Source organism: Pseudomonas sp. S2_F03 (assembly GCF_054668335.1).
This window is the reverse complement of sequence record NZ_CP162759.1, coordinates 6011787-6036369: the sequence shown is the minus strand read 5'-3', so window position 1 is coordinate 6036369 and position 24583 is coordinate 6011787. Positions and strand designations below refer to the sequence as shown.

Annotated in this window: 16 protein-coding genes and 8 pseudogenes; 17 read left to right on the top strand and 7 right to left on the bottom strand. The window is 59.1% G+C overall.

Features of this window, described 5'->3' with window-relative positions:
- Positions 1-10 precede the first annotated feature (10 nt).
- A complete protein-coding gene (locus AB4N76_RS28440) occupies positions 11-949 on the bottom strand; it encodes a site-specific integrase (RefSeq protein WP_046027858.1) in 939 nt (312 codons plus the stop codon).
- 383 nt (positions 950-1332) lie between these two features.
- Here AB4N76_RS28440 and arnB point away from each other — a divergent pair.
- The 12 genes and pseudogenes from arnB (at position 1333) to AB4N76_RS28380 (ending at position 13141) form a co-directional block, all read left to right on the top strand.
- Positions 1333-2480, top strand: a pseudogene (gene arnB / locus AB4N76_RS28435) (UDP-4-amino-4-deoxy-L-arabinose aminotransferase).
- Complete coding sequence (gene arnC / locus AB4N76_RS28430) at positions 2477-3496, top strand: undecaprenyl-phosphate 4-deoxy-4-formamido-L-arabinose transferase (protein WP_046027313.1); 1020 nt, start codon at positions 2477-2479, stop codon at positions 3494-3496. The pseudogene arnB and the gene arnC overlap by 4 nt, the downstream one beginning before the upstream one ends.
- The gene (gene arnA / locus AB4N76_RS28425; RefSeq protein ID WP_460163854.1) at positions 3493-5484 is read left to right on the top strand and encodes a bifunctional UDP-4-amino-4-deoxy-L-arabinose formyltransferase/UDP-glucuronic acid oxidase ArnA; all 1992 of its coding nucleotides are present in this window, start codon (positions 3493-3495) and stop codon (positions 5482-5484) included. Before arnC ends, arnA begins: the two co-directional genes overlap by 4 nt.
- Positions 5484-6367 (top strand): annotated as a pseudogene (arnD, locus tag AB4N76_RS28420) (4-deoxy-4-formamido-L-arabinose-phosphoundecaprenol deformylase). The gene arnA and the pseudogene arnD overlap by 1 nt, the downstream one beginning before the upstream one ends.
- Positions 6364-8010 carry a lipid IV(A) 4-amino-4-deoxy-L-arabinosyltransferase gene (gene arnT / locus AB4N76_RS28415; RefSeq protein ID WP_046027316.1) on the top strand — a complete coding sequence of 549 codons (1647 nt, stop codon included), beginning with the start codon at positions 6364-6366 and terminating at the stop codon, positions 8008-8010. Before arnD ends, arnT begins: the two are co-directional and overlap by 4 nt.
- Complete coding sequence (gene arnE / locus AB4N76_RS28410; RefSeq protein WP_046027317.1) at positions 8007-8351, top strand: 4-amino-4-deoxy-L-arabinose-phosphoundecaprenol flippase subunit ArnE; 345 nt, start codon at positions 8007-8009, stop codon at positions 8349-8351. Before arnT ends, arnE begins: the two co-directional genes overlap by 4 nt.
- A complete protein-coding gene (gene arnF / locus AB4N76_RS28405; RefSeq protein WP_077430189.1) occupies positions 8348-8749 on the top strand; it encodes a 4-amino-4-deoxy-L-arabinose-phosphoundecaprenol flippase subunit ArnF in 402 nt (133 codons plus the stop codon). Before arnE ends, arnF begins: the two co-directional genes overlap by 4 nt.
- Positions 8746-10125, top strand: coding sequence for a UDP-glucose dehydrogenase family protein (locus tag AB4N76_RS28400; protein ID WP_077430190.1), 1380 nt, complete (start codon positions 8746-8748; stop codon positions 10123-10125). Before arnF ends, AB4N76_RS28400 begins: the two co-directional genes overlap by 4 nt.
- Positions 10122-11688 (top strand): annotated as a pseudogene (locus AB4N76_RS28395) (ArnT family glycosyltransferase); the annotation flags it as partial. The gene AB4N76_RS28400 and the pseudogene AB4N76_RS28395, both read left to right, overlap by 4 nt.
- Before the next feature lie 186 nt (positions 11689-11874).
- Entirely contained in the window at positions 11875-12318 is a 444-nt protein-coding gene (locus tag AB4N76_RS28390; protein WP_460164652.1) for an Hcp family type VI secretion system effector, read from the top strand.
- A gap of 81 nt (positions 12319-12399) precedes the next feature.
- The gene (locus AB4N76_RS28385; protein ID WP_460163853.1) at positions 12400-12810 is read left to right on the top strand and encodes a DUF4225 domain-containing protein; all 411 of its coding nucleotides are present in this window, start codon (positions 12400-12402) and stop codon (positions 12808-12810) included.
- Between the two features lie 34 nt (positions 12811-12844).
- Positions 12845-13141, top strand: coding sequence for a DUF4225 domain-containing protein (locus AB4N76_RS28380; protein ID WP_460163852.1), 297 nt, complete (start codon positions 12845-12847; stop codon positions 13139-13141).
- 248 nt (positions 13142-13389) lie between these two features.
- Here the strand turns inward: AB4N76_RS28380 and AB4N76_RS28375 are convergent.
- Positions 13390-13658: pseudogene (locus AB4N76_RS28375) on the bottom strand (LysR family transcriptional regulator); the annotation flags it as partial.
- A 7-nt stretch (positions 13659-13665) separates the two neighbouring features.
- Between AB4N76_RS28375 and AB4N76_RS28370 the strand changes: the two are divergent.
- From AB4N76_RS28370 to AB4N76_RS28350, 5 genes and pseudogenes are all read left to right on the top strand, one after another.
- Positions 13666-14145, top strand: a pseudogene (locus AB4N76_RS28370) (MmgE/PrpD family protein); the annotation flags it as partial.
- Positions 14146-14286: 141 nt separating this feature from the next.
- Positions 14287-15466 (top strand): annotated as a pseudogene (locus AB4N76_RS28365) (MFS transporter).
- Positions 15467-15624: 158 nt separating this feature from the next.
- Positions 15625-16333, top strand: a pseudogene (locus AB4N76_RS28360) (HPP family protein).
- A gap of 132 nt (positions 16334-16465) precedes the next feature.
- Positions 16466-17572, top strand: coding sequence for an enoyl-CoA hydratase/isomerase family protein (locus AB4N76_RS28355; RefSeq protein ID WP_460163851.1), 1107 nt, complete (start codon positions 16466-16468; stop codon positions 17570-17572).
- A gap of 3 nt (positions 17573-17575) precedes the next feature.
- Positions 17576-18728: pseudogene (locus tag AB4N76_RS28350) on the top strand (acyl-CoA dehydrogenase family protein).
- A gap of 116 nt (positions 18729-18844) precedes the next feature.
- On the opposite strand, the gene AB4N76_RS28345 reads toward AB4N76_RS28350, so the two are convergent.
- The 5 genes from AB4N76_RS28345 to AB4N76_RS28325 form a co-directional block, all read right to left on the bottom strand.
- Positions 18845-19618, bottom strand: coding sequence for an enoyl-CoA hydratase (locus AB4N76_RS28345; protein ID WP_077430195.1), 774 nt, complete (start codon positions 19616-19618; stop codon positions 18845-18847).
- Positions 19619-19631: 13 nt separating this feature from the next.
- Positions 19632-20759, bottom strand: coding sequence for an acyl-CoA dehydrogenase (locus tag AB4N76_RS28340; protein WP_046027328.1), 1128 nt, complete (start codon positions 20757-20759; stop codon positions 19632-19634).
- A 145-nt stretch (positions 20760-20904) separates the two neighbouring features.
- On the bottom strand, positions 20905-22098 hold the full coding sequence (locus AB4N76_RS28335; protein ID WP_046027329.1) for an acetyl-CoA C-acyltransferase: 1194 nt from the start codon (positions 22096-22098) through the stop codon (positions 20905-20907).
- Positions 22099-22109: 11 nt separating this feature from the next.
- Complete coding sequence (locus AB4N76_RS28330) at positions 22110-22871, bottom strand: SDR family NAD(P)-dependent oxidoreductase (RefSeq protein ID WP_046027330.1); 762 nt, start codon at positions 22869-22871, stop codon at positions 22110-22112.
- Between the two features lie 16 nt (positions 22872-22887).
- Positions 22888-24552, bottom strand: a complete 1665-nt coding sequence (locus tag AB4N76_RS28325) for an AMP-binding protein (RefSeq protein WP_460163850.1) — start codon at positions 24550-24552, stop codon at positions 22888-22890.
- Positions 24553-24583: the final 31 nt, after the last annotated feature.

Sequence of the window (24583 nt, the reverse complement as noted above, 5' to 3'; positions counted from 1 at the left end):
CCGGCCTGTTTTAAAGATCAAAGCGATCCACTGCGCGTCGCCGCTCGTTGTCGTCGCGCACATCGTAATTGGCGGTTGTCTGGATATTGCTGTGATGCGCCAGTTTCTGGGCAATGGACAAATCGTGCTCCTCGATCACGCGAGTGATGAATGAGCGCCGAAAATCATGCGGCATGATCTTCACACCCACCTCGGCACCGCGCTGGCGCGCAATGTAATAGATCGCATGCTTGGTCACGCGCTCGCGGGTGATATGGCTGCCACGCCGGATCCGATTGAACAGAAACGGGTCGTCCACTTCGCCCTCCTTGAGCTGTGAACGACGAAACGCCAGCCAGGCCTCCAGTTTGGTGAAGGCCCAGGCGGGTGCGTACTTGATCAATTGCTTGTTGCCCTTGGCGGTGACCCGCAGGCTGCGCTCGGCAAAATCAACCTGTGACAGGTCCAGGTTCACCGACTCCGACTTGCGCATGCCCGAACCGTACAAAATCCCGATGATCGCTGCGTCCCGCAACCCTTGTGGCCGGGGATCGGCGGCACACACCGCCATCAACTCCTGGATCAGCGTGCGCCGCAAGTTACGCCCCTGGGACAACCGGGTGCCGGCAATCCCTTTGACCGAGCGCATTTTCAGCAGATGCTCCTGACTGATCAGGCTCATACGCCACGCCTCGTTCATCACCCCGCGCACCGCGTTGACGTACAGCGATGATGTATTGGGGGCGTAGCCGTCTTCGCGCAACGCAGCCACTAGCGCAATGACATTTTCCGGCTGCAGCTGATGCCAGGGAATATCCTCGATGTTCACGTCTTCGAAACCCAGGCGATCCGCGGCATCCTGCAAAACATAACGCATGGTCAACTGACTGGAGGGCGCGAGCCGGGCCAGGTACAGGGTCAACGGATTGGTCTTTGTAGCAACAGGATGGGTAACAGGTAAGTCAATCAAACGAAACGGCCTTGTGAAAACGATGCAGTAAAGCAACTAAGGGTTGAAATATCCTTCATCTAAAATGGAGACTTCCGTAGGACTTTCCCTCTAAAAACCGCGATGAACGGCACGAGTCTGAACAGTGCCTGTATGACGCTCAGATAAACGATTTGCCGACCGGGTTTTCATGTTCCTTTCACGAAAATGCGCATACCCTCAACGAGTCGCGACTGTCCCTCACAGGGCTCCAACGTGCCGACCGGAACAGAAAAAGTCAATTGATGCGGTTTATCACGCAGTTTCGGTAACTGATTGAAGCAGCTTATTTTTTATCGACTACGCTTGCCTTGGATCCAACACATCCGGTATCAATGTTCGTCCAATTCCAGCCCGAGGTGCCCATGAGTCAGGCGTTTCTCCCCTTCTCCCGCCCGAGTATCGGCGATGAAGAAATTGCAGCCGTAGAGCAAGTATTGCGCTCCGGCTGGATCACTACCGGGCCAAAAACCAGCAACTGGAAGAGCAATTCGCCAACTATGTTGGCTGCCGGCATGCCGTTGCACTTTCTTCGGCCACCGGTGGCATGCACATCACCTTGCTGGCATTGGGCATTGGTCCGGGCGACGAAGTCATTACCCCGTCCCAGACATGGGTGTCCACCGCCAACATGATCTGCCTGCTGGGCGCCACGCCAGTGTTCGTCGACGTTGACCGCGACACACTGATGAGTGATACCGCCAGCATCGAGGCGGCCATCACCCCGCGCACCAAGGCCATCATTCCGGTGCACTACGCCGGCGCTGCCTTCGATCTCGACCCGCTCTATGCGTTGGCCGACAAACACGGTATCGCCGTCATCGAAGATGCCGCCCACGCCGCCGGCACCTTCTACAGAGGTCGACACGTCGGCTCGACAGGCACGGCCATCTTCTCGTTCCACGCCATCAAGAACATGACCTGCGCCGAGGGTGCGATGTTCGTCACCGACGACGAAGCGCTGGCCAGCCGGGTGCGCATGCTCAAGTTTCATGGCCTCGGCGTCGATGCCTACGACCGCATGACTCACGGCCGCAAACCTCAGGCACAGGTGATGGAGCCGGGTTTCAAATACAACCTGGCCGACATCAATGCCGCCATCGCACTGGTACAGCTGGAGCGCCTGGACGACATCAACGCCAAGCGCACCGAACTGGCGCGCACGTACCTGCAACGCCTGGAAGGCAGCGCCGTGCAGCCGCTGGCGGTGCCGACCTACCCGCAACAACACGCCTGGCACCTGTTCATCCTGCGCATCGATCCCGAGCGCTGCGGGCTGGACCGTGAGGCGTTCATGAAGGGTTTGCAGGAGCAAAACATCGGCACTGGCATCCACTTTATAGCCACGCACCTGCACACGTATTATCGTCAGCGTTTCCCGAACATTTACTTGCCCAACACCGAATGGAACTCGGCGCGGCTATGTTCGATTCCCTTGTTCCCGGACATGACCAACGATGATGTCAATCGTGTGGTCGATGCCATTGAAAACGTTATGGACAGAGCTCAGTGAAACCTTACCCAATCAATTGCGTATCGGTTGTTATCCCGGTCTACAACGAGCAAGACAGCCTGCCCGAGCTGCTTCGGCGTACTGAAGCGGCATGTGAGCAGTTGCACCATGAATACGAAATCGTGTTGGTGGATGACGGCAGCCGCGACGATTCGGCGCAAATTCTTGAGGACGCCGCCAATCGCGAGGGCAGCAAGGTGGTCGCGGTCATTCTCAACCGCAACTACGGCCAGCACGCGGCGATCATGGCGGGCTTCGAGCACTGCAAAGGTGATGTCGTCATCACCCTTGATGCCGACCTGCAAAACCCGCCTGAAGAAATTCCGCGACTGGTGGCCCAGGCCGAACTCGGTTACGACGTGGTCGCCACGGTGCGCAACAACCGTCAGGACTCGGCCCTGCGCCGCTGGCCTTCGAAGCTGATCAACCTCGCCGTCCAGCGCTCGACCGGCGTTGCCATGACCGATTACGGCTGCATGCTGCGTGCCTACCGCCGCACCATCGTCGACGCGATGCTGGCCTGCCGCGAACGCAGCACCTTCATCCCGATCCTGGCCAACAGCTTTGCCCGGCACACCACGGAAATCCTGGTGATGCATGCCGAACGTGAACACGGCGAATCCAAATACAGCCCCATGCGCCTGGTCAACCTGATGTTCGACCTGATCACCTGCATGACCACCACGCCATTGCGCCTGCTGAGCATCATCGGCTTCGCCATGGCCGGTCTGGGTGTGTTGTTTGCCATGACGTTGATCTTCTTGCGCCTGGTGTTTGGCGCTGAATGGGCCGGCGACGGTTCGTTTGTACTGTTTGCCGTACTGTTCGTGTTCACCGGTGGGCAATTCATCGGCATGGGACTGTTGGGCGAGTACCTGGGACGCATGTACAGCGACGTCCGTGCCCGCCCTCGTTTCTTTGTCGAAAAAGTCTTGCGCAGCCAACCCGCCGCGCCCGCCCCCGTTGTCACCGTTGACGGTCTCACTTCCACCTCTTCAGATCAGGTTCTCTCATGAGTGCAAAAGCTGTTGTCTTCGCCTACCACGATATTGGCTGTGCCGGTATCGAATCCCTGCTTGCGTCCGGCATTGAAATTGCCGCCGTGTTTACTCATGCCGATGATCCCAAAGAAAACGCCTTCTACGGTTCCGTTGCCCAGTTGTGTGCGCGAAAAGGCATCCCGGTTCATGCCCCTGAAGACGCCAACCATCCGCTGTGGATCGAGCGCATCGCCAAACTCGACCCTGATTACCTGTTCTCGTTCTACTACCGCAACCTGCTGACCGAACCGCTGCTGGCCACCGCCCGCAAAGGTGCATTCAACCTGCACGGCTCGTTGCTGCCACGCTACCGTGGCCGCGCGCCGGCCAACTGGGTGCTGGTGAACGGTGAGACCGAAACCGGCGTGACCCTGCACCGCATGGTCAAACGTGCCGACGCTGGCGCGATCATCGCCCAGCAACCGGTTGCCATCGAACGCCGCGACACCGCGCTGACCCTGCACGGCAAACTGCGCCTGGCCGCCACCGACCTGCTGCGCGACACCCTGCCGGCCCTGCTGCAAGGCAAAGTCACCGAGACGGCTCAGGACGAATCCAAAGCCACCGTGTTTGGTCGCCGCACACCTGCCGATGGCAAGTTGTTCTGGAAAAAGCCGGCAGAAGAACTGTTCAACCTGGTCCGCGCCGTGACCCAACCTTACCCGGGCGCTTTCTGCGACGTGGGCGAGCACAAGCTGATCGTCTGGAATGCTGAAGTCGCCAAGGGCAATGAAGGCCTGGCGCCGGGTCGCGTCATCAGCGTCGACCCTCTGCGCATCGCTTGCGGCGAAGACTCGCTGGTGATCACCGCCGGTCAGCGCAATGACAACGGTCTTTACCTGAGCGGCCCGCAACTGGCCAACGAATTGGGCCTGGTCGACGGCTCCGTACTGCGCGGTGCCGAATCCGGTCGTGCACCACGCCGTACCCGCGTGCTGATCCTCGGCGTCAACGGTTTCATCGGCAATCACTTGTCCGAGCGCCTGCTGCGTGACGACCGCTATGAGGTTTATGGCCTGGACATCGGTTCGGACGCTATCGAGCGCCTGCGCAGCCACCCGAACTTCCACTTCGTCGAAGGCGATATCAGCATTCACTCCGAGTGGATCGAGTATCACATCAAGAAGTGCGACGTGGTCCTGCCGTTGGTGGCGATTGCCACGCCAATCGAATACACGCGCAACCCGCTGCGGGTATTCGAACTGGACTTCGAAGAAAACCTGAAACTGGTTCGCTACTGCGTCAAATACAACAAGCGCGTGATCTTCCCGTCGACCTCGGAAGTCTATGGCATGTGCCAGGACCCGAACTTCGACGAAGACACCTCCAACCTCATCGTCGGCCCGATCAACAAGCAACGCTGGATCTATTCGATCTCCAAGCAATTGCTCGACCGGGTCATCTGGGCCTATGGCCAGAAAGGCCTGAACTTCACCCTGTTCCGTCCATTCAACTGGATGGGTCCACGTCTGGACCGTCTGGACTCGGCACGTATCGGCAGCTCCCGCGCCATTACCCAGCTGATTCTGAACCTGGTGGAAGGCACGCCGATTCGCCTGTTCGATGGCGGCGAGCAAAAACGCTGCTTCACCGACATTGCCGACGGCGTAGAAGCCCTGGCGCGGATCATCGACAACGATAACGACGCCTGCAACGGTCAGATCATCAACATCGGCAACCCGGAAAACGAGGCCAGCATTCGCCAGTTGGGCGAAGAACTGCTGCGTCAGTTCGAAGCTCACCCGCTGCGTGACAACTTCCCGCCGTTCGCCGGCTTCCGCGACGTAGAAAGCAAGGCGTTCTACGGCACCGGTTACCAGGACGTGTCCCACCGCAAACCGAGCATCGCCAACGCCAAGCGTCTGCTGGACTGGACGCCAACGGTGGAAATGAGCGAGACCATCGGCAACACGCTGGACTTCTTCCTGCGTGAAGCCATGCTCGAAATCGCGGACAAGCGTTAATGCAGGCAGGCCTTCGGATCGATGTCGACACCTACCGAGGCACCCGTGAGGGGGTGCCCCGGTTGCTGGAACTCCTCGATGAGGCGCAGGTCAAGGCGACGTTTTTCTTCAGTGTCGGGCCGGACAACATGGGGCGCCACTTGTGGCGCCTGATCCGCCCGCAGTTCCTCTGGAAAATGCTCCGTTCCAATGCGGCCGGGCTATACGGCTGGGACATTTTGCTGGCCGGCACCGCCTGGCCTGGCAAACCGATCGGTCGGGACCTGGGGCATTTGATGCGCCAGGCCCAGGCCGCCGGGCATGAAGTCGGCCTGCACGCCTGGGATCACCATGGCTGGCAGGCCAACGCCGGACGCTGGAGCGACGCGCAACTGATCGAGCAGATCCGCCGGGGCGTCGACACGCTCAGCGACATTCTTGGGCAAAAGGTCGACTGTTCAGCCGCTGCCGGTTGGCGCGCGGACGAGCGTGTGATCGAAGCCAAAGAGGCGTTCGGCTTTCGCTATAACAGCGATTGTCGCGGGCTGAGCCTGTTTCAGCCGATCCTTGCCGGCGGCGGTTTAGGTGCACCGCAGATACCGGTGGACTTGCCGACCTTCGACGAGGTGGTCGGCCCGACGGTCGCCGCCAATGACTTCAACGCCTTCATTCTTGATCGCTTTACCCCTGAACAACTCAATGTCTACACCATTCATGCAGAAGTAGAAGGGATTCTGATGGCCAACGATTTCCGTCAGCTGCTGGCCGATGCACGCCAGCGTGACATTCATTTCCAGCCTTTGGGCGATCTGCTGCCAGACGCCCTCAACACCTGCCCACAGGACGTGTGGTACGTGGCGCCCTTGACGGCCGCGAAGGCTGGCTGGGAGTGCAAGGCGCATGAGCAAACGCTGGGCTCTTCCCCTATTGCTGGTCCTTTTCGCCTTGGCGTATCTGCTGCCACTGGGCACCCATGGCTTGTGGATTCCAGACGAAACCCGCTACGCGCAGATCAGTCAGGACATGCTCCTGAGCGGCAATTGGGTATCGCCGCATTTCATGAGCGTGCGCTATTTCGAAAAACCGGCGGCAGGTTACTGGATGATCGCTGCCAGCCAGGCGCTGTTTGGTCAGAACCTGTTTGGCGTTCGGTTTGCCTCGGCCCTGAGCATGGGCCTGAGCGTATTGCTGTGTTTCCTGATCGCCCGCCGACTGTGGAACGACCCGCGCAAGAGTTTTGCCTGCGCATTGCTGTACATGAGTTTCAGCGTCATCGCCGGTCATGCCGGGTATGCCAACCTTGATCCGCAGTTCACCTTTTGGGTCAACCTGAGCGTGGTCGGGTTGTGGTTTGCCCTGGACAGCGTCGGCCGCCAGCGACTTTTCGGCTGGGCGGTACTGGGACTGGCCTGCGGCATGGGTTTCATGACCAAGGGGTTCCTCGCCTGGTTGCTGCCGGTGTTGGTCGCCCTGCCCTACATGATCTGGCAAAAACGCTGGAAGGAACTGCTGATCTACGGCCCGGTTGCGATTGTCGTGGCCATCGCGGTGAGCCTGCCGTGGGCGTTGGCGGTTCACTCGCAGGAGCCCGATTACTGGCGGTTCTTCTTCTGGCACGAGCACATTCGCCGCTTTGCCGGCGACGACGCTCAACATAGCGAGCCGTGGTGGTACTACCTGCCGCTGTTGGTCGCCTTCAGCTTGCCGTGGGTGGCGCTGTTGCCATCGGCGCTGAAACAGGCCTGGCAAACCCGTCGCCAGGCCAGCATCGGCTTCCTGTTGCTGTGGATGGTCATGCCACTGGTGTTCTTCAGCATCAGCAAAGGCAAATTGCCGAGTTACATACTGCCGTGCCTGCTGCCCCTGGCCTTGTTGCTGGGGAACGCGCTGGCTGACCGACTGAAGCTGGAACAGGGTCGGGTGCTGGGGATCAACGGCTTGCTGAACCTGGTGCTGGGTCTGGTCACCCTGATTGCGCTGGTCTACCTGCAACTGAAAAAGCCGCTGTATGACCATGAACTGCACAACCTGGTGCTGGTGTTCATCGGTTTGATCGGCTGGATCATGGCCAACCTGCTGCAAGCCTTCAGGCCGTTGCAATGCTGGGCAGCACCGGCATTCGGCAGTCTGTTGCTGATGGGTTTGATTCCGGCCGGCTTGCCCAATTCGGTGGTCGCCAACAAGACGCCCGACCAATTCATCCTCCATCACATGGATGAGCTGGCGCAGACAAGCAATCTGCTGAGCAACGATCTCGGTGCCGCATCGGCGCTGGCCTGGCGCATGAAGCACCCGGACGTGGCGTTGTACAACACGATAGGCGAACTGAAATATGGTCTTGCCTATCCTGACTCGGTGCACAAACTGGTCAGTGTCGGCCAGGTTGAGCAATGGATGCTCAACGCGCGCCGTAGCGGCTCGGTGGGTGTGGTCATGCGGGTCAAGGGTGAAGGCGAGCTGGAGGAAATCGAACGGCTGCCCAAGGACGGCAAACGCTATGAACAAGGCAACCTCGTTATTCTGATTTTCCCTCAGGTGACACCGTGAGCCTGCTGTTGGTACTGGTGGCGTGCCTGCTGACGTGCCTGGGCCAGATAGCTCAGAAATACGCTGTAGAGAGCTGGCGTGGACAGGCGTCGGGATGGGGCGAAAAACTGCGCTCGCCCTGGTTGTGGCTGGCGCTCGTCGCGCTGGGGTTGGGCTTGCTGGTCTGGCTGTTGGTGTTGCAGCGCCTTGAAGTCGGCATTGCCTACCCGATGCTCAGCCTCAACTTTGTGTTGGTCACGCTGGTTGCCCGTTTTGTCTTCCATGAAACGATCGACCGCCAGCACTGGTTCGGGGTGGCACTGGTGATCGGTGGCGTGGTTTTGCTGGGGCAGCACGCATGAGCCTGCGTCGCGGGATCACCTTCGCCATGGGCAGCGTGCTGCTGGTCAGCGCCGCGCAATTGGGCATGCGCTGGAGCATGACGCGCCTGCCGTCTCCCGAATACCTGTTGTCTTCCAGCATCGACCTGGTCGCGGTGGGAGTCGTGCTGAGCGCGATTGTGGCGTACGCCCTCTCGATGCTCTGCTGGCTGGTCGCCCTGCGTGACGTGCCGCTGGGCCGGGCCTATTCGCTGCTGAGCATCAGCTACGCGCTGGTGTACTTGCTGGCCGCCAGCCTGCCAGTGTTCAACGAATCATTCAGTCTTTCAAAGACCGTCGGGGTGGCTTTGGTCATGCTCGGGGTCATCGTCATTAACTCTCGTTCAGTTCGCGCGCCGGAAATCAGGAGTGCTTCATGAAAATCAGTGTATTTGGTAGTGGTTACGTTGGCCTGGTGCAAGCGGCCGTCCTGGCTGAAGTCGGCCACGACGTGGTCTGCATGGACATTGACGAGAAAAAAGTCGAATTGCTGCAACAAGGCCATGTCAGCATTTTCGAACCGGGGCTGGCCAGCCTGGTGCGCGAAAGCCTGGACGCCAAACGCCTGCAATTCACCTGCGATGAAAAATTCGCCGTGCAACATGGCCAGGTCCTGTTCATTGCGGTGGGTACACCGTCCCGGGACGATGGCTCGGCGGACCTGAGCTACGTGATGTCCGTGGGCGATGCGGTAGCACGACATCGCGAACAGCCGGCGATTCTGGTGGAGAAATCCACGGTGCCGGTGGGCACCGGCGATGCGTTGCGCGCACATATCGATAAATGCCTGGCGAAGATCGGCCGCGTGTTGCAGTTCGATATCGTCTCCAACCCCGAGTTTCTCAAAGAAGGCTCGGCCGTGGCCGACTGCCGGCGCCCGGACCGGATCATCATTGGCTGTGAACGTGACGAAGTCCGCGAAGTCATGCGCGACCTCTACGCACCGTTCAACCGCAACCACGACCGTGTCATGTTCATGGACCTGCGCAGCGCCGAGCTGACCAAATACGCCGCCAACTGCATGCTGGCGACCAAGATCAGCTTCATCAACCAGATCGCCGAGTTGGCCGAGCACTTGGGCGCCGACATCGAATCGGTGCGCCTGGGCATCGGCGCCGACTCGCGTATCGGTTACCACTTCATCTACCCCGGCTGCGGTTATGGCGGTTCGTGTTTCCCCAAAGACATGCGCGCGCTGATTCACAGCGCCCAGGAAGCGCACTGCTCCAGCGACCTGCTGCAAGCGGTGGAAGCCATCAACGAGCGCCAGAAGCACAAGCTGTTCGAACGGATCAAGGCGTTCTACCGCGGTGATCTGCGCGGCAAGACCTTTGCCGTATGGGGCCTGGCGTTCAAACCCAACACCGATGACATGCGCGATGCGCCGAGCCGGGTACTGCTGGAATCGCTGTGGGCTGCGGGCGCCAATGTGCGTGCTTTCGATCCGGAAGCCATGCAGGAAACTCAAAAGCTCTATCCGAATGAATCGAAGCTGATGCTCATGGGCACGCCGGAATCGGTACTGACCGGTGCCGACGCACTGATCGTCTGCACCGAATGGCAACAGTTCAAGGCGCCAGACTTCGACCTGATCCAGCAGCGCCTGAATGCACCGGTGATTTTCGACGGGCGCAATCTGTACGACGCCGAACGTCTTGAACAGTTCGGCTTCAAGTACTTCCCGATGGGGCGTGGCGAATCGCGCAACCTGCCGATTCCGCACCAACAATGGTCCGCTGATTCGGTCGTCGCGTGACCGGATCTTCACCGACCCGACAGCACTCACTGGGCATCGGGTTACTGGCACTGATTCTGTTCAGTGCCGGGGTTTCCCACCAGGCGGCCATCGGTTTCGATTCGCGCTTTGTGCTGTTCGCCCAGGAGATGCTGCGCAACGGGCCGTCATTTTTTCCGACGACCTATGGCCAGCCCTATGCCGATTACTCGGGGCTGTCGACCGTGTTTATCTGGCTGCTTTCCTTGCCTTTCGGGCAGGTCAACAGCCTGAGCGCATGGCTCCCTGAGCGCTATCGCCGCAGCGGTCATCGTGACATTGATGTACCGGCCTGCTGGCGCCCTATTCCACACGCTGGGCGGTGTTGAGCATCGCCATGATGCTGCAGACCTTCACCTTCATTACCGAAGCCCGGGCCGTGTCCCTGGACTTGATGCTCGCAGCGGTAGCGTTTGCGGTGTTTTATCTGGGCTACGCCGCCGATCATTTTGGCGCGCCGCGTCGATGGGTACTGATCTTTGCCTTGCTGGTGCTGGGTTTCTGGATTCGCGGGCCTATCGGCCTGGTGATTCCCACCGGCGTACTCAGCAGCTATTTCCTGCTCGATCGGCAATGGCGCCGACTGTTTGTCTTTGGTCTGTTGGCATCGGTCCTGCTGGTGGGCTGCATTGGCGTGTTGCTATGGCTGGCGGATGTCAGTGGTGGCCCGGCGTTTTTGCAGGAAGTGATTCGTATGCAGTTCATGGGACGCATGGACGGCACTGAAGGATCCAACGACGCGCTGTATTACTTCACCAGCTCGGTGGGCAACTATGCCCTGGCGTGGCCCTTGGCCGTACTCGTGCTGATTACCGTCGCGCTGTCACGCCCGAGGGAGGCTGGACCGGCATGGCGCCTGATGCAGTACTGCGTCGCGGCCGGGTTGATAGTGATGATCGGTCTTTCCGTGCCTCAGGCAAAAAGGCCCGCTACCTGCTGCCGATGCTGCCCATGGCGGCGATTGTGGCCGCGTATCCGTTTCAGGTCGCTCAGGGCCGGTTGTTCCATTGGTTGCGGGGTTTGATCCAGAGTCTCTGGTTGCTGATGCCTGGCCTTCTGATTATTGGCTTGATTGTCTTGCAGCGAAAATTCCCTGACCAGGTTGCGCATCACCCTTCGCTGTTTGTCGTTCTTGGCTTGCTGCAAGTGGTTGCCCTGACGGCACTCAAGCGCCCGCAATGGCGAGCGCAGACATTGGCCATTTGCGCCGTTCTGGCACTGTGGTCGTTTTATATCCTGCAATTCGAGCCTGTCCAGCGACAGCTCTACGACACCCGGACCTTCAGTCGCGAGGTGTTTGAACAGGTGCAGAAGGATCCGGCGCCGCTGGTTATGCACGGCATGGGTAAAGACGCTAAGGCCATCAAGTTCATGGTCAACATCAAACAGGACCTGCATCCGGTTTTCACTGAGTCGCCTCAGGAACTGGAAAGCCTCAAGGGTCCTGCGTGGTTGATGATGGACCTGAACGTCTATAAATCGCTGCAAGGCACTGCATTCGGTGCGTTGCCACCGGTGCTGAGCGGTCGATTCGACAAGAATGATTTGTGCTGCTGCACTTCGTGCAGTAGTGCGGCAACGCGCCGCGCAAAACACCTTCGTCCCACCGAAAACTCAGAAACCTCCTACATCCTCCCTGAGACATTTTCAATATGGTGCCTCTCCGACGAAAAGGAGTGGCACCCCTATGGCCAATCACGGCTACATGACCATCACAGGCAACACCCAAGGGTGGCGGGCTGTTCAACTCAAGCGTCCATCGGCAATAAATGTCAGACAGGACATACAGACGAAATCATGGTGCTGTCCTACAGCCACAACATGGCCAATATAGGCAACATCAATAAGCCTACGCACAGCCCTCTCGTCATCACAAAGAACGTCGACAAGTCCTCTCCGTTACTCGCTCAAGCGCTATCGACCCGAGAAGAAATAAGCGGTGCAATCAATTTCTATCGAATTTCTGCGTTTGGTCTCCAGGAGAAGTTTTTCAGCATTGAAATCGAAGGCGGCATTATTGCCAACCTGACACTTGATATGCCCCACGTTGTTTTACAAAACGACGTCGAACCCCAAGAGCACGTGGCTATTCGTTATCGCGAAATCACCTGGAGGCACCACCTCGCGGGCACCAGCGGGCACGGATCCTGGGGAAACAGCGAATGGGACAGTTGAAGGTGCGCTGCGAGGACAGAAGTTGCGATGACTGGGCCGTCAGCAAAGCGGCGGCTAATTTGATCCAACAAGCCTCGCACGTTGGGCGCCCGTTATATCAATGACGGGACGCTGCGCCTGCAGTTCAATCGCGAGGTGTCTTACTACGCGAGGGGAATTGTTAATGATGTGGCTCAGGGACGGAAGAACGCTGATCAGGGTTTGAACGAGATAAAGAGCGAACAGAGTAGTTTGCTCAGTCAGGCGTCGGAGATTGCACAGAAAGGGGTCGGTGTGATTGCAGGCGCACTTCAATTCGCAACGGGTGCCGGAATTTGTTATGGATCGGCGGGTACGCTGTGTCTTTTTATTGGGACGCCCATGATGGTCCATGGCGCGAACAATGTTTATGAAAACGGAAGAAACCTCCTAGAGAACCGCGGTGACACTGAAGGGCCGATTAGAAAAGGATATCAAGCGGTGGCCAAGTCATTTAAATATACGGAGCTGTGAAGGAAACATCGCCTATGGTTCCCTCGACGTCGGGATGTCTATATATAGCGCTGGAAGACTCGTATTAAAGCCTGATGCATGGCGACTATTTAGATACGCACGAACAGACTATGTTCGCGCATACAAAAACACACATACCCCTGTGCTTCTATTGGAGCGAACTGCCGACACAATAACCACACAAGGAATATATAAAGAATGGAAAAACAAAGATAGGGACCAACTAATGATTACTGCAAAAAATACAAACCATAATATTTTCCGCTCGAATTTATCTATTAATCATTGCTTGTGCCGGATTCCACACCATGGTCATCTTATCCGCAATTAATTACTTTATAGATATGAATTATATGATTGCCAGACTAGTAGGAATCATTTGCTTTTTCGGCTTATCAGCTTATTTTTTAATAGCCTTCTCAAAAAACTTCGGGAAGCGTTACAAGGAAAACTGGAACAATAAAAACAATTGACACCCCGCATTAACTCAACGACAAAAACCTAACTTTACCTAGGCATTCCAGCCCCGGATACGCTGTCTGCATTTGTCCCAATTTACACGTTAGATATATTTTACTTTCAAACCGCCGCCTTCAAATCCACACCCAACGCATGCGCAAACGCCTTAACTAACGGACTGCGTACCGTGTTGTGACGCAGGTTCAAATTGAACGGCGTAACGATGTTGATCAGGTCCGGGCGTACGGCGCGAAACGGCCCTTTAGCTTAGATGTCTGCGGCGAAATGCTGCGAAAGCCCCCCGTCCTGACCAAGAGCGCCACGGCCTCCACCTGGGTGGCGGACGCCGAGAAGCTGTCGTAGTGAGCGAAATTCAGCTTGTCCCGATGAGACGTCGATCAGGTCGAAGACATTCATGTTTCTCTGTGCGGGTTTCTTCAAGGCATGTGCGATGACCATGAAGTCAGCACATTGGCGGCGGCGCAGATGAGTTTGCCGTATGCCCTGCTGCAAGGTTGGCTCATGGTCTTGGCCGGTTGCAGGCGCATGACGATGCGCAACGCAGCGATCCGCGTATCGTGCACTGGATGTCGCGCATTCGTCTTGAAGTGGACCCGCAACTATCAGAGGATGGCGAACCGGTCGTCAGCCTGCGCACCGTGGACGGTCGGCAGGCGAGCCTGTGCGTTGAAGTGCTGCTGGGTGCGCCCGGGAATCCGTTGAGTGCTGCGGAGCTGGAGCATAAATTTTTCAGCCTGGCTGGGCGGGTGATGTCGCAGGAACGGGCTGCTGGATTGCTTGGGCAGTTGAGGCGGATGGATGAGATGGAAATCGGTTCGTTTACTGGATCGGTGGCTGGGTTGGATCAAGAGGTAAATCGGCGCTGACGCCATCGCGAGCAAGCTCGCTCCCACAGGGGGAACGCATCTCAAATGTGGGAGCGGGCTTGCTCGCGAATGGCCGCGCCTCGGTCCAGCGCCGAGCACTGAAAAACTAAATAAGGAAATTTGCCCCACCGTGGCCACTTACTCGCTCGTTATCCAGCCGCTTGATGATCGTCTCGCTGACGATTGTCGTCAGCCGCGCCATCACCAGCCCGTTGCTCACGCTGTTTGTGAGCGACAAGCTTGACCTCAACCAACAGGACGTTGGTTTGCTGCTGGGCATCGCCGTGTTCGTCGCCACCCTGCTCTCTCTTTACGGCGGCTACATCATCGATCGCTTCGAGAAGCGTCGATTGCTGATCCCTCGCCATGCTCTCCAGCGCTGTCGGCCTGGTGCTGCTGACCTTTGCTGAAAACCTGTACCTGACCACCCTCACATTAATTGTCACCGAAACTGCATCATCGTTATTCCTGATCGGCTCTGAAGGCGATCCTCAGCGACAACCTGCCCGTGGGCCAGCGCGCCAAGGCATTTTCCTTGAGCTACACGTTGACCAACATGGGTTACGCGGTCGGGCCGATGCTCGGTGTGTTGATCGCCGGCGTTTTTGCCAGCGCGCCGTTCCTGATTGCGGCGGCCATCGCTTTTTTCAGCATGTTCTTGATGACCGGCATTGCGAAAGACCCGGGCACGGCTCCCTCATCGGCCAGGCCCAGAGTTTCCTCAAGACGCTGGTCACCCTGAAAAACGATCGCACCCTGATCATGTTCACCGGGGCTGCTTGCTCAGCACGGTAGTGCATGGCCGCTTTACCTTTTATCTGTCGCAGTACCTGCTGGCGACCAGCAACCCAAAGCACACCATGGAAATCATGGCCGCCCTGCTCGCCTGCAATGCCATCAGCGTGATCCTGCTGCAATACCAGATCGGCCGGTTCCTCAAGCGCGAGCAATTGCGCTACTGGATTGTCGGTGGCACAGGCCTGTTCATTGTCGGGTTGATTGGCTTCAGCCTGGCTGACAGTCTGGTGTCGTGGTGCGTGGCGATGTTCATCTTCACCCTCGGCGAAATAATCATTTACCCCGCCGAATTCCTCTTCGTCGACACCCTCGCCCCGGAAGAACTGCGCGGCAGCTATTACGGCGCGCAGAACCTCGCAGCGCTCGGCGGCGCGTTGAGCCCGGTGATCTGCGGTTTCCTGCTGATGCACACGCCCGCACCCACGATGTTCTATGCCCTGAGCGCATTGGCAGCGATGGGCGGCTGCCTGTGTTTCATGAGTGGGCGACGCGGCTCCATACTGCAAAATTAGTGCACTGAAAGCTCATTAATATGAATTTGTCAGTGCCAGGAATGCGCGGCAAACTGTGTCCCGTTCCTCCCCCAATAGTGGGAACAACTTCAAGGGCTTTCTGGGTATCCCAGCCAAGCCTTTTTTGCTCACGTTTTTGTCCTCGGATCGATTTCATCATGCTCGCTCGCTGGTTGCCCGCCGCCATCAACACCCGTCCCTCCGAATGGAGCCGCGCCGCCATCGGCATGGCCCTTGGGACGATGCTCAGCGTCTGGTTGTGCGGTCAGGTATTCGGCATGGAGGTAGCATTGCATTTGATCGGACCACTGGGCGCATCGGCGGTGTTGTTGTTCGCCGTCTCCTCCGGCGCCCTCGCCCAGCCATGGTCGATTCTGGGCGGCTACTTGAGCGCCGGTGTCGTTTCGTTATTGGTTGCGCACGTGCTCGGTCGCACGCTGGGCAGTGCTTGCCCTTGCGGCCGGCATTGCGCTGGTGTTGATGTGCTGGCTGCGTTGCCTGCACCCGCCAGCCGGCGCATTGGCCTTGCTCCTGGTGTTGGCCGACCCGGACACCATTGCCATGGACTGGAAAGCCCTCGGCCCGGTGATGCTCGGCGCCTGCACCATGCTGTTCTGCGCCCTGGCCTACAACAACCTGACGCACATTCGCTACCCAAAACGCTCCGCCGAACCGGTAGCCATATTACCCGCCGGCCCTCCGCCCATCGACAGCCAGGCCATCACCGCCCAAGATCTGAAACTGGCCTTGGCGGACATGGACGCGTTCATCGACGTCACGCCTGAAGACCTCGAACAGCTTATCCATGCCAGTGAGCTGCACGCCAAGCGACGCAGTATCAGTGAAGTGTTTTCCAGTCGGCCTTAGATGTCTCCCATGCATTAATGCAAAGACGACCTGCATTATTCCGGGTTGTACAGGGCAAATTTGCACTGGTACGATCCGGGATCGCTCGCGTGCGAGCATCCTATAAAGAACAATAAAAGCAGGGAGTTAGTGATGACTGCTCAGGTTTCTTCTCCGGGGACTGGCTCCATGGACCCCACGCAAAATGAAGTGCTGGCCGAAGTTCGCAACCACATTGGCCACCTGACCCTCAATCGCCCCGCCGGCCTCAACGCCCTGACCCTGGACATGGTGCGCAACCTACAACGTCAGCTCGACGCCTGGGCGCTGGATTCACAGGTGCACGCGGTGGTTTTACGCGGTGCCGGTGAAAAGGCTTTCTGTGCTGGCGGCGATATTCGCTCGCTGTATGACAGCTTCAAAAGTGGCGACACGCTGCATCAGGATTTTTTCGTCGAGGAATACGCCCTCGACCTCGCCATCCACCATTACAGCAAACCCGTACTGGCCTTGATGGACGGCTTTGTCCTCGGGGGCGGCATGGGTCTGGTGCAAGGCGCCGATCTGCGAGTGGTCACCGAGAAAAGTCGCCTGGCGATGCCGGAAGTGGGCATCGGTTATTTCCCGGATGTCGGCGGCAGCTACTTCCTGCCACGCATTCCGGGCGAGCTGGGGATATACCTCGGTGTCAGCGGTGTGCAGATTCGCGCCGCCGATGCGCTCTATTGCGGTCTGGCCGACTGGTATCTGGACAGTGCCAAACTGGCGTTGCTGGACGAAAAGCTCGATCAACTGAAATGGCACGACACACCACTCAAAGACCTCCAAAACCTGCTGGCCACACTCGCCGTGCAGCAATTGCCCGACGCGCCGCTGAAAGCTATGCGTCCGGCCATCGACCATTTCTTCGCCCAGCCCGATGTGCCGAGTATTGTTGAGCAACTGCGTGCAGTGAAGGTTTCCGATAGCCATGAGTGGGCACTCACCACCGCCGACCTGCTGGACAGCCGTTCGCCGCTGGCCATGGGCGTGACGCTGGAAATGCTGCGCCGTGGTCGGCACTTGAGTCTGGAAAACTGCTTCGCCCTTGAGCTGCACCTGGACCGTCAATGGTTCGAGCGCGGCGACCTGATCGAAGGCGTGCGCGCGTTGCTGATCGACAAAGACAAGAGCCCGCGCTGGAACCCGCCGACCTTGCAGGCGCTGGACGCCGAGCACGTCGCGAGTTTTTTCAGCGGGTTTGATGAGAGCGGGAACTGAGCCATGCACGATATCGAATTGAGTGAAGAGCAAGTCATGATCCGCGACATGGCCCGGGACTTTGCCCGTGGCGAAATCGCGCCCCACGCCCAGGCCTGGGAAAAGGCTGGCTGGATCGACGATGGTCTGGTGGCGAAGATGGGTGAGCTGGGCCTGCTGGGCATGGTAGTGCCCGAAGAATGGGGCGGCACCTATGTCGACTACGTCGCCTACGCCTTGGCGGTGGAAGAGATTTCCGCTGGCGACGGCGCGGTCGGTGCGCTGATGAGCATCCACAACTCGGTGGGCTGCGGGCCGGTGTTCAATTACGGCACTGAAGAACAGAAACAGACGTGGTTGCCGGATCTGGCCAGCGGCCAGGCCATTGGCTGCTTCTGCCTGACCGAACCGCAAGCCGGTTCCGAAGCGCACAACCTGCGCACTCGCGCCGAACTGCGCGACGGTCAGTGGGTGATCAACGGCGCCAAGCAATTTGGTCAGCAACGGCAAGCGGGCGAAACTGGCGATTGTGTTTGCCGTAACTGACCCGGCCTTGGGCAAACGCGGCATTTCGGCCTTTCTGGTGCCGACCGACACCGCCGGTTTCATCGTCGATCGCACCGAACACAAGATGGGCATTCGTGCCTCGGACACCTGCGCGGTCACCCTGAATAACTGCACCATCCCCGAAGCGAACCTGCTGGGCGAACGCGGCAAAGGCCTGGCCATCGCCCTGTCCAACCTCGAAGGCGGCCGCATCGGCATCGCAGCGCAAGCGTTGGGCATTGCTCGTGCGGCGTTTGAAGCGGCGCTGGCGTATTCGCGGGATCGGGTGCAGTTCGGCAAAACGATCAATGAACACCAGAGCATCGCCAACATGCTCGCCGACATGCACATGCAATTGAACGCCGCCCGGTTGATGATCCTGCACGCCGCACGCCTGCGCACGGCCGGCAAACCCTGCCTGTCGGAGGCGTCACAAGCCAAGCTGTTTGCGTCGGAAATAGCGGAAAAGGTCTGCTCGTCCGCCATTCAGATTCATGGCGGTTATGGCTACCTGGAAGACTATCCGGTGGAGAAGTACTACCGGGATGCGCGAATTACGCAGATCTACGAAGGGTCGAGCGAGATTCAGCGGATGGTGATCGCCCGCGAGCTCAAAAACTATCTGGTCTAAAGGTTAAAAAGCTTCGCGAGCAAGCCCGCTCCCACCTTTGACCGTGTTCCTCCTGGAAGAATGCGATCAAATGTGGGAGCGGGCTTGCCCGCGATGGCGTCAGCGAAAACGCCGCATTACTTACCGACGAACTGCGCCTCACGCTTGGCAATAAACGCCGCCATCCCTTCTTTCTGATCCTGCGTCGCAAACGCTGCATGGAACACGCGACGCTCAAAGCGCACGCCTTCGGACAGGCTCACTTCAAACGCGCGGTTCACGCTTTCCTTGACCATCATTGCAATCGGCAGCGACTTCTTCGCGATCAGCGCCGCGACTTTCAGGGCTTCTTCCAACAATTCATCCGCCGGAACAATCCGTGCGACGATCCCGCAACGCTCCGCTTCCACGGCATCGATCAAACGCCCGCTCAGGCACATTTCCATGGCCTTGGCCTTGCCCACTGCGCGAGTCAGGCGTTGAGTGCCGCCCATGCCTGGCAGCACGCCGAGGTTGATTTCCGGCTGACCAAATTTGGCGTTGTCGCCGGCCAGGATGAAGTCGCACATCAGCGCCAATTCACAGCCACCACCCAAGGCAAAACCATTGACCGCCGCGATGATCGGCTTGCGGCGGTTGGCCACGCGGTCGCTGTCGCTGAACAGGTCGTCGATGTAAATCTGCGGGTAGGTCAGCTCGGCCATTTCCTTGATGTCGGCACCGGCGGCGAAGGCTTTTTTCGAGCCGGTCAGCACGATGCAGCCGATGTTCGAATCGGCTTCCAGGCCATCGAGGGCGTGGTTCAGTTCACTGACGATCTGCGCATTCAACGCGTTCAGCGCTTGTGGCCGGTTCAGGGTAATCAGGCCAACGCGACCGTGGGTTTCCAGCAAAATCGTTTCGTAGCTCACAGGGGACTCCTTCTCAAAGATTGCGCGAAATAACCATGCGCTGAATATCGCTGGTGCCTTCGTAGATCTGGCACACCCGCACGTCGCGGTAGATCCGCTCCAGCGGGAAGTCATTCAAGTAACCGTAACCGCCGAGGGTTTGCAACGCCGAAGAGCAGACTTTTTCAGCCATTTCCGAGGCAAACAGTTTGGCCATGGAGGCTTCGACCAGTGCCGGTTTGCCGCTGTCCCTCAAAGCCGCTGCGTAATGCACCATCTGCCGGGCCACGGCAATTTGCGTGGCCATGTCGGCAAGGCGGAACGCGACGGCCTGATGTTCGATGATCGGTTTGCCGAAACTCTCGCGCTCACGGGCATAGTCGCGGGCTGCTTCGAACGCGGCACGGGCCATGCCCACCGATTGCGAGGCGATGCCGACACGGCCGCCTTCAAGGTTGGCCAGGGCTATTCGGTAACCTTCACCCTCCTCACCCAAGCGGTTGGCCACCGGCACTTTGACGTCTTCAAACAGAATCTGGCAGGTGTCGGACGCGTGCTGGCCGAGTTTGTCTTCGACCCGGGCGACTTTATAGCCTGGCGAATCGGTCGGCACGATCAATGCGGTAATACCGCGCTTGCCGGCACTTGGATCAGTCACGGCAAACACAATCACCACCCCGGCGTTCTGCCCGGAGGTGATGAACTGTTTGCAGCCGTTGAGCACGTAGTGATCGCCTTCCAGGCGCGCACGGGTTTTCAGGCCGCTGGCGTCGGAACCGGCCTGCGGTTCGGTCAGGGCAAAGGCACCCAGCATCGCTCCGCTGGCCAGGGGCTTGAGGAAGCGCTCTTTCTGGTCGTCGTTGCCGTAGTGCAGGATCGGCACGCAACCGACCGAGTTGTGCACGCTCATGATGGTCGAGCAGGCGCCGTCGCCGGCCGCGATTTCTTCCAGGGCCATGGCGTAGGCCAGGTAACCGGTGTCGCAACCGCCCCACTGCTCAGGCACCAGCATGCCAAAGAAGCCCAGGTCGGCCATCTCAGCGATGGCTTCCTTGGGGAAGCGGTGTTCGCGGTCCCACTCGGCGGCGAACGGTTTCAGCCGTTCCTCGGCGAATTGCCGAGCCATGTCGCGAATTTGTTGTTGGTCGTCATTGGGAATCATGCCAATTCCTTAAAAAATTTAGCCTGAAGGCGCAGAACCTGTGGGAGCGGGCTTGCTCGCGAAAGCGGTGTGTCATTCAACATTGATGTCGACTGACACGGCCTCTTCGCGAGCAAGCCCGCTCCCACATTGAATAGCGCCAGCCTCAATAGAGGCATTCAACCGCCATGGCCGTGGCTTCACCGCCGCCGATGCAGATCGCAGCAACGCCACGCTTCAGACCTTTCTGGCGCAGGGCCGAGAGCAAGGTCACCAGGATCCGTGCGCCGGATGCGCCGATCGGGTGGCCCAAGGCGCACGCGCCGCCGTGAACGTTGACCTTCTCGTGCGGGATTTCCAGTTTGGCCATCGTCACCAGACTGACCACGGCGAAGGCTTCGTTGACTTCGAACAGCTCAACTTCATCCAGCGACCAGCCGGTTTTCTTCATCAGTTTTTTGATCGCGCCCACCGGCGCCACCGGGAACAGGCCCGGCGTATCGGCAAACGCGGCATGGCCGTGAATCACTGCCAGCGGTTTCAGCCCTTGTTTCTCGGCATCGGAACGGCGCATCAGCACCAATGCCGCCGCGCCGTCGGAAATGGAACTGGAGTTCGCTGCCGTCACCGTACCGCCATCGCGGAACGCCGGTTTCAACGACGCGATTTTGTCCAGCTTGGCTTTCGGTGGCTGCTCATCGTTGCTGATCAGCACCTGTTCTTTACCGACCATCACCGACACCGGGACGATCTCGGCGTTGAAGCTGCCGTCCTTGATTGCCTGTTGCGCACGGGTGGTCGACGCGACGGCAAACGCGTCCTGCGCCTCGCGGGTGAAGCCGTTGGTTTCGGCGCAATCCTCGGCGAAGGTGCCCATCAGGCGGCCCTTGTCGTAGGCATCTTCCAGGCCGTCGAGGAACATGTGATCAAGCACCCGACCGTGGCCCATGCGGTAACCGCTACGTGCGCGGTCCAGCAGGTACGGCGCGTTGGACATGCTTTCCATGCCGCCCGCCACCACCACGTCGGCGCTACCGGCCACCAACATGTCGTGGGCCAGAATCGCCGCTTCCATGCCCGAACCGCACATTTTGTTCAGCGTGGTGCAACGGGTCGATTTATCCAGCCCGGCACCCAGCGCGGCTTGACGCGCTGGCGCCTGACCGAGGCCTGCGGACAGAACGCAGCCGAACAGCACTTCTTCTACCGATTCGGCGTTGATGCCGGCGCGCTCGACCGCGGCGCGGATCGCGACAGCGCCGAGTTGCGGTGCGCTCAGGCTTTTCAGTTCGCCCTGAAAACCGCCCATCGGGGTGCGGACGGCGCTGACGATAACGATGGGATCGTTGGCAATAGTCATGACAAATCTCCTTACTTGGCGGCCATGCGCAAGGCACCGTCGAGACGGATCACCTCGCCGTTGAGCATGCTGTTTTCAATGATATGCCGGACCAGCGCGGCGTACTCGCCAGGCTTGCCCAGACGCGGCGGGAATGGCACGCCAGCGGCCAGCGAATCGCGGACTTCCTGGGTCATGCCGGCCATCATCGGTGTTTCGAAAATGCCTGGGGCGATGGTCATCACGCGGATACCAAAGCGCGCCAGTTCACGGGCGGCTGGCAGAGTCAGGCTGACAATGGCGCCCTTGGACGCGGCATAAGCAGCCTGGCCGATCTGGCCGTCATACGCCGCAGCCGACGCGGTATTGATGATCACACCGCGCTCGCCATCGGCATCCGGCTCGGTTTCGGCGATAGCGGCAGATGCCAGGCGCAGCATGTTGAAGCTGCCGATCAGGTTGACGTTGATCACTTGGCTGAAACTGGCGAGCCCATGCGGGCCGTTCTTGCCAAGGATCTTCTCGCCGCGCACGATGCCAGCGCAATTGACCAGGCCGTTGAGACCGCCAAAGGCCTTGACCGTGGCCTGCACCGCCGCTTCGGCAGCCGCTTCGTTGCTGATGTCGGCCACCACACTTTGCGCGCCAAGGCGTTGAGCCTGAGCCGCTACAGCCTCGGCATTCATGTCCACCAGCATCACTTTGGCGCCGGCCGCGACCAGCATTTCAGCCGTTGCCGCACCCAGGCCGGAAGCACCGCCGGTGACGAGAAAAACCTTGTTTTCGATCTGCATCATTGTTTCCTTGGATTCAAGCTGAAACGTTCTTCGCGGCGGCCTCTTGAGCCTTGGCGATTTCCTGGTTGCGCAAGATAAAGCGCTGCAATTTGCCGCTTGGGGTTTTCGGCAACTCGCTGACAAATTCGATTTCACGGGGGTAAGAATGCGCCGCCAGACGCTTGCGCACGTGTTGACGCAGTTCTTCGGCCAGCTCCGGCGTGGCGCGGTATTGCGAGCAAATCACCACGAAGGCTTTGACCAGCTCGGTACGCTCCGGATCGGGTTTGCCGACCACGGCGGCCTCGACCACGGCCGGGTGTTCGATCAACGCGCTTTCCACGTCGAACGGGCCAACGCGGTAGCCGGACGTGGTGATCACGTCATCGCTGCGACCGACGAAACTGATGCTGCCGTCAGGGTTCCATTCCACGGTATCGCCGCTCAGGTAATAGTCGCCGACGAACGCTTTGGTCGGCGCGCCTTCGTAACCGTTGAACCAGCACATCGGCGACTGGGTGCGGTCGATGGCCAAAATGCCCGGCTGACCCACACCCAGCTCGTTGTACTCTTCGTCCAGCACCACGATGCGGTGGCCGGGTGAAGCAAAACCGGCGGCGCCGACGTGCACGGGATGTTCCAGTGCGTGGTGGTTGCACAGGACCATACCCAGTTCGGTCTGGCCGTAATGGTCGTGAATCACCACGCCAAGGTTATCGGCGAACCAACGGATGACTTCCGGGTTCAGCGGCTCTCCGGCGCTGCTGACAATGCGCAGCTTGCCCTTGATCGACTTGGCAAACTCGTCGCCGCCCGCGATCAGCAGACGGTACGCGGTCGGTGAACCGGTGAGGTTGGTGATGCCGTACTTGTTGATCACCCGGCAGGTGCTTTCGAGGGTAAACGGGCCATCGTAGAAGGTGATCGGATGCCCCATCGCCATCGGCCCGGTGACCCCGAAATAGATGCCATAGGCCCAACCCGGGTCGGCGACGTTCCAGAACGCGTCTTCAGGGCGCAAATCCACGGCGTCGCGGGTGTAGCTCTGGAACGCGACGATGGCCTTGAGCGGCACCGACAGCGCTTTCGAGGGACCGGTGGTGCCCGAGGTGAACATCAGCAGGAACGGGTCTTCGCCGGTCAGCAGCACCGGCTCGCAGTCTGCGGAAAAATTGGCCAGTTCGGCCCAGAAACTGAAATCGCCCTGCACGATGCCCGTGCCTTTAGGGCCACCGACCGTGACGATGGTCGGGCAGTCGGCGACTTCCGCGAGTTTCGAGCGATTGACCGCGTCGGTCACCACCACTTTGGCACCCGAGCTGCCGAGACGGTGTTCAATGGCTTTGGGGCCGAAAGCGGTAAACAGTGGCTGATACACCGCGCCGATGCGCCAGGTGGCGAAGACGGTGATCAATAGTTCGATATTACGTGGCAGGAGGCCGGCGACCTTGTCGCCCTTTTTCACCCCTTGGGCCAGCAGGAAGTTGGCAAACCGTGCCGCTTTGTCCTGCAAGTCAGTGAAGGTGTACGAAGCGCTGGCGCCATCGCGCCCTTCCCAGAACAGCGCAATGCGCCCCGGCAAGGCGTGCCGGTCGCAACACTCGACGCAGGCGTTGAGCGCTTGCAAGGAACCACTGAGTGCGGCATCGACGGTGTGCTGATAATTGAACTGTGATGTGGCAGACAAGTAATCGCGCATTGCCAGAATCCCTCGGTATTTTTATTAGGTT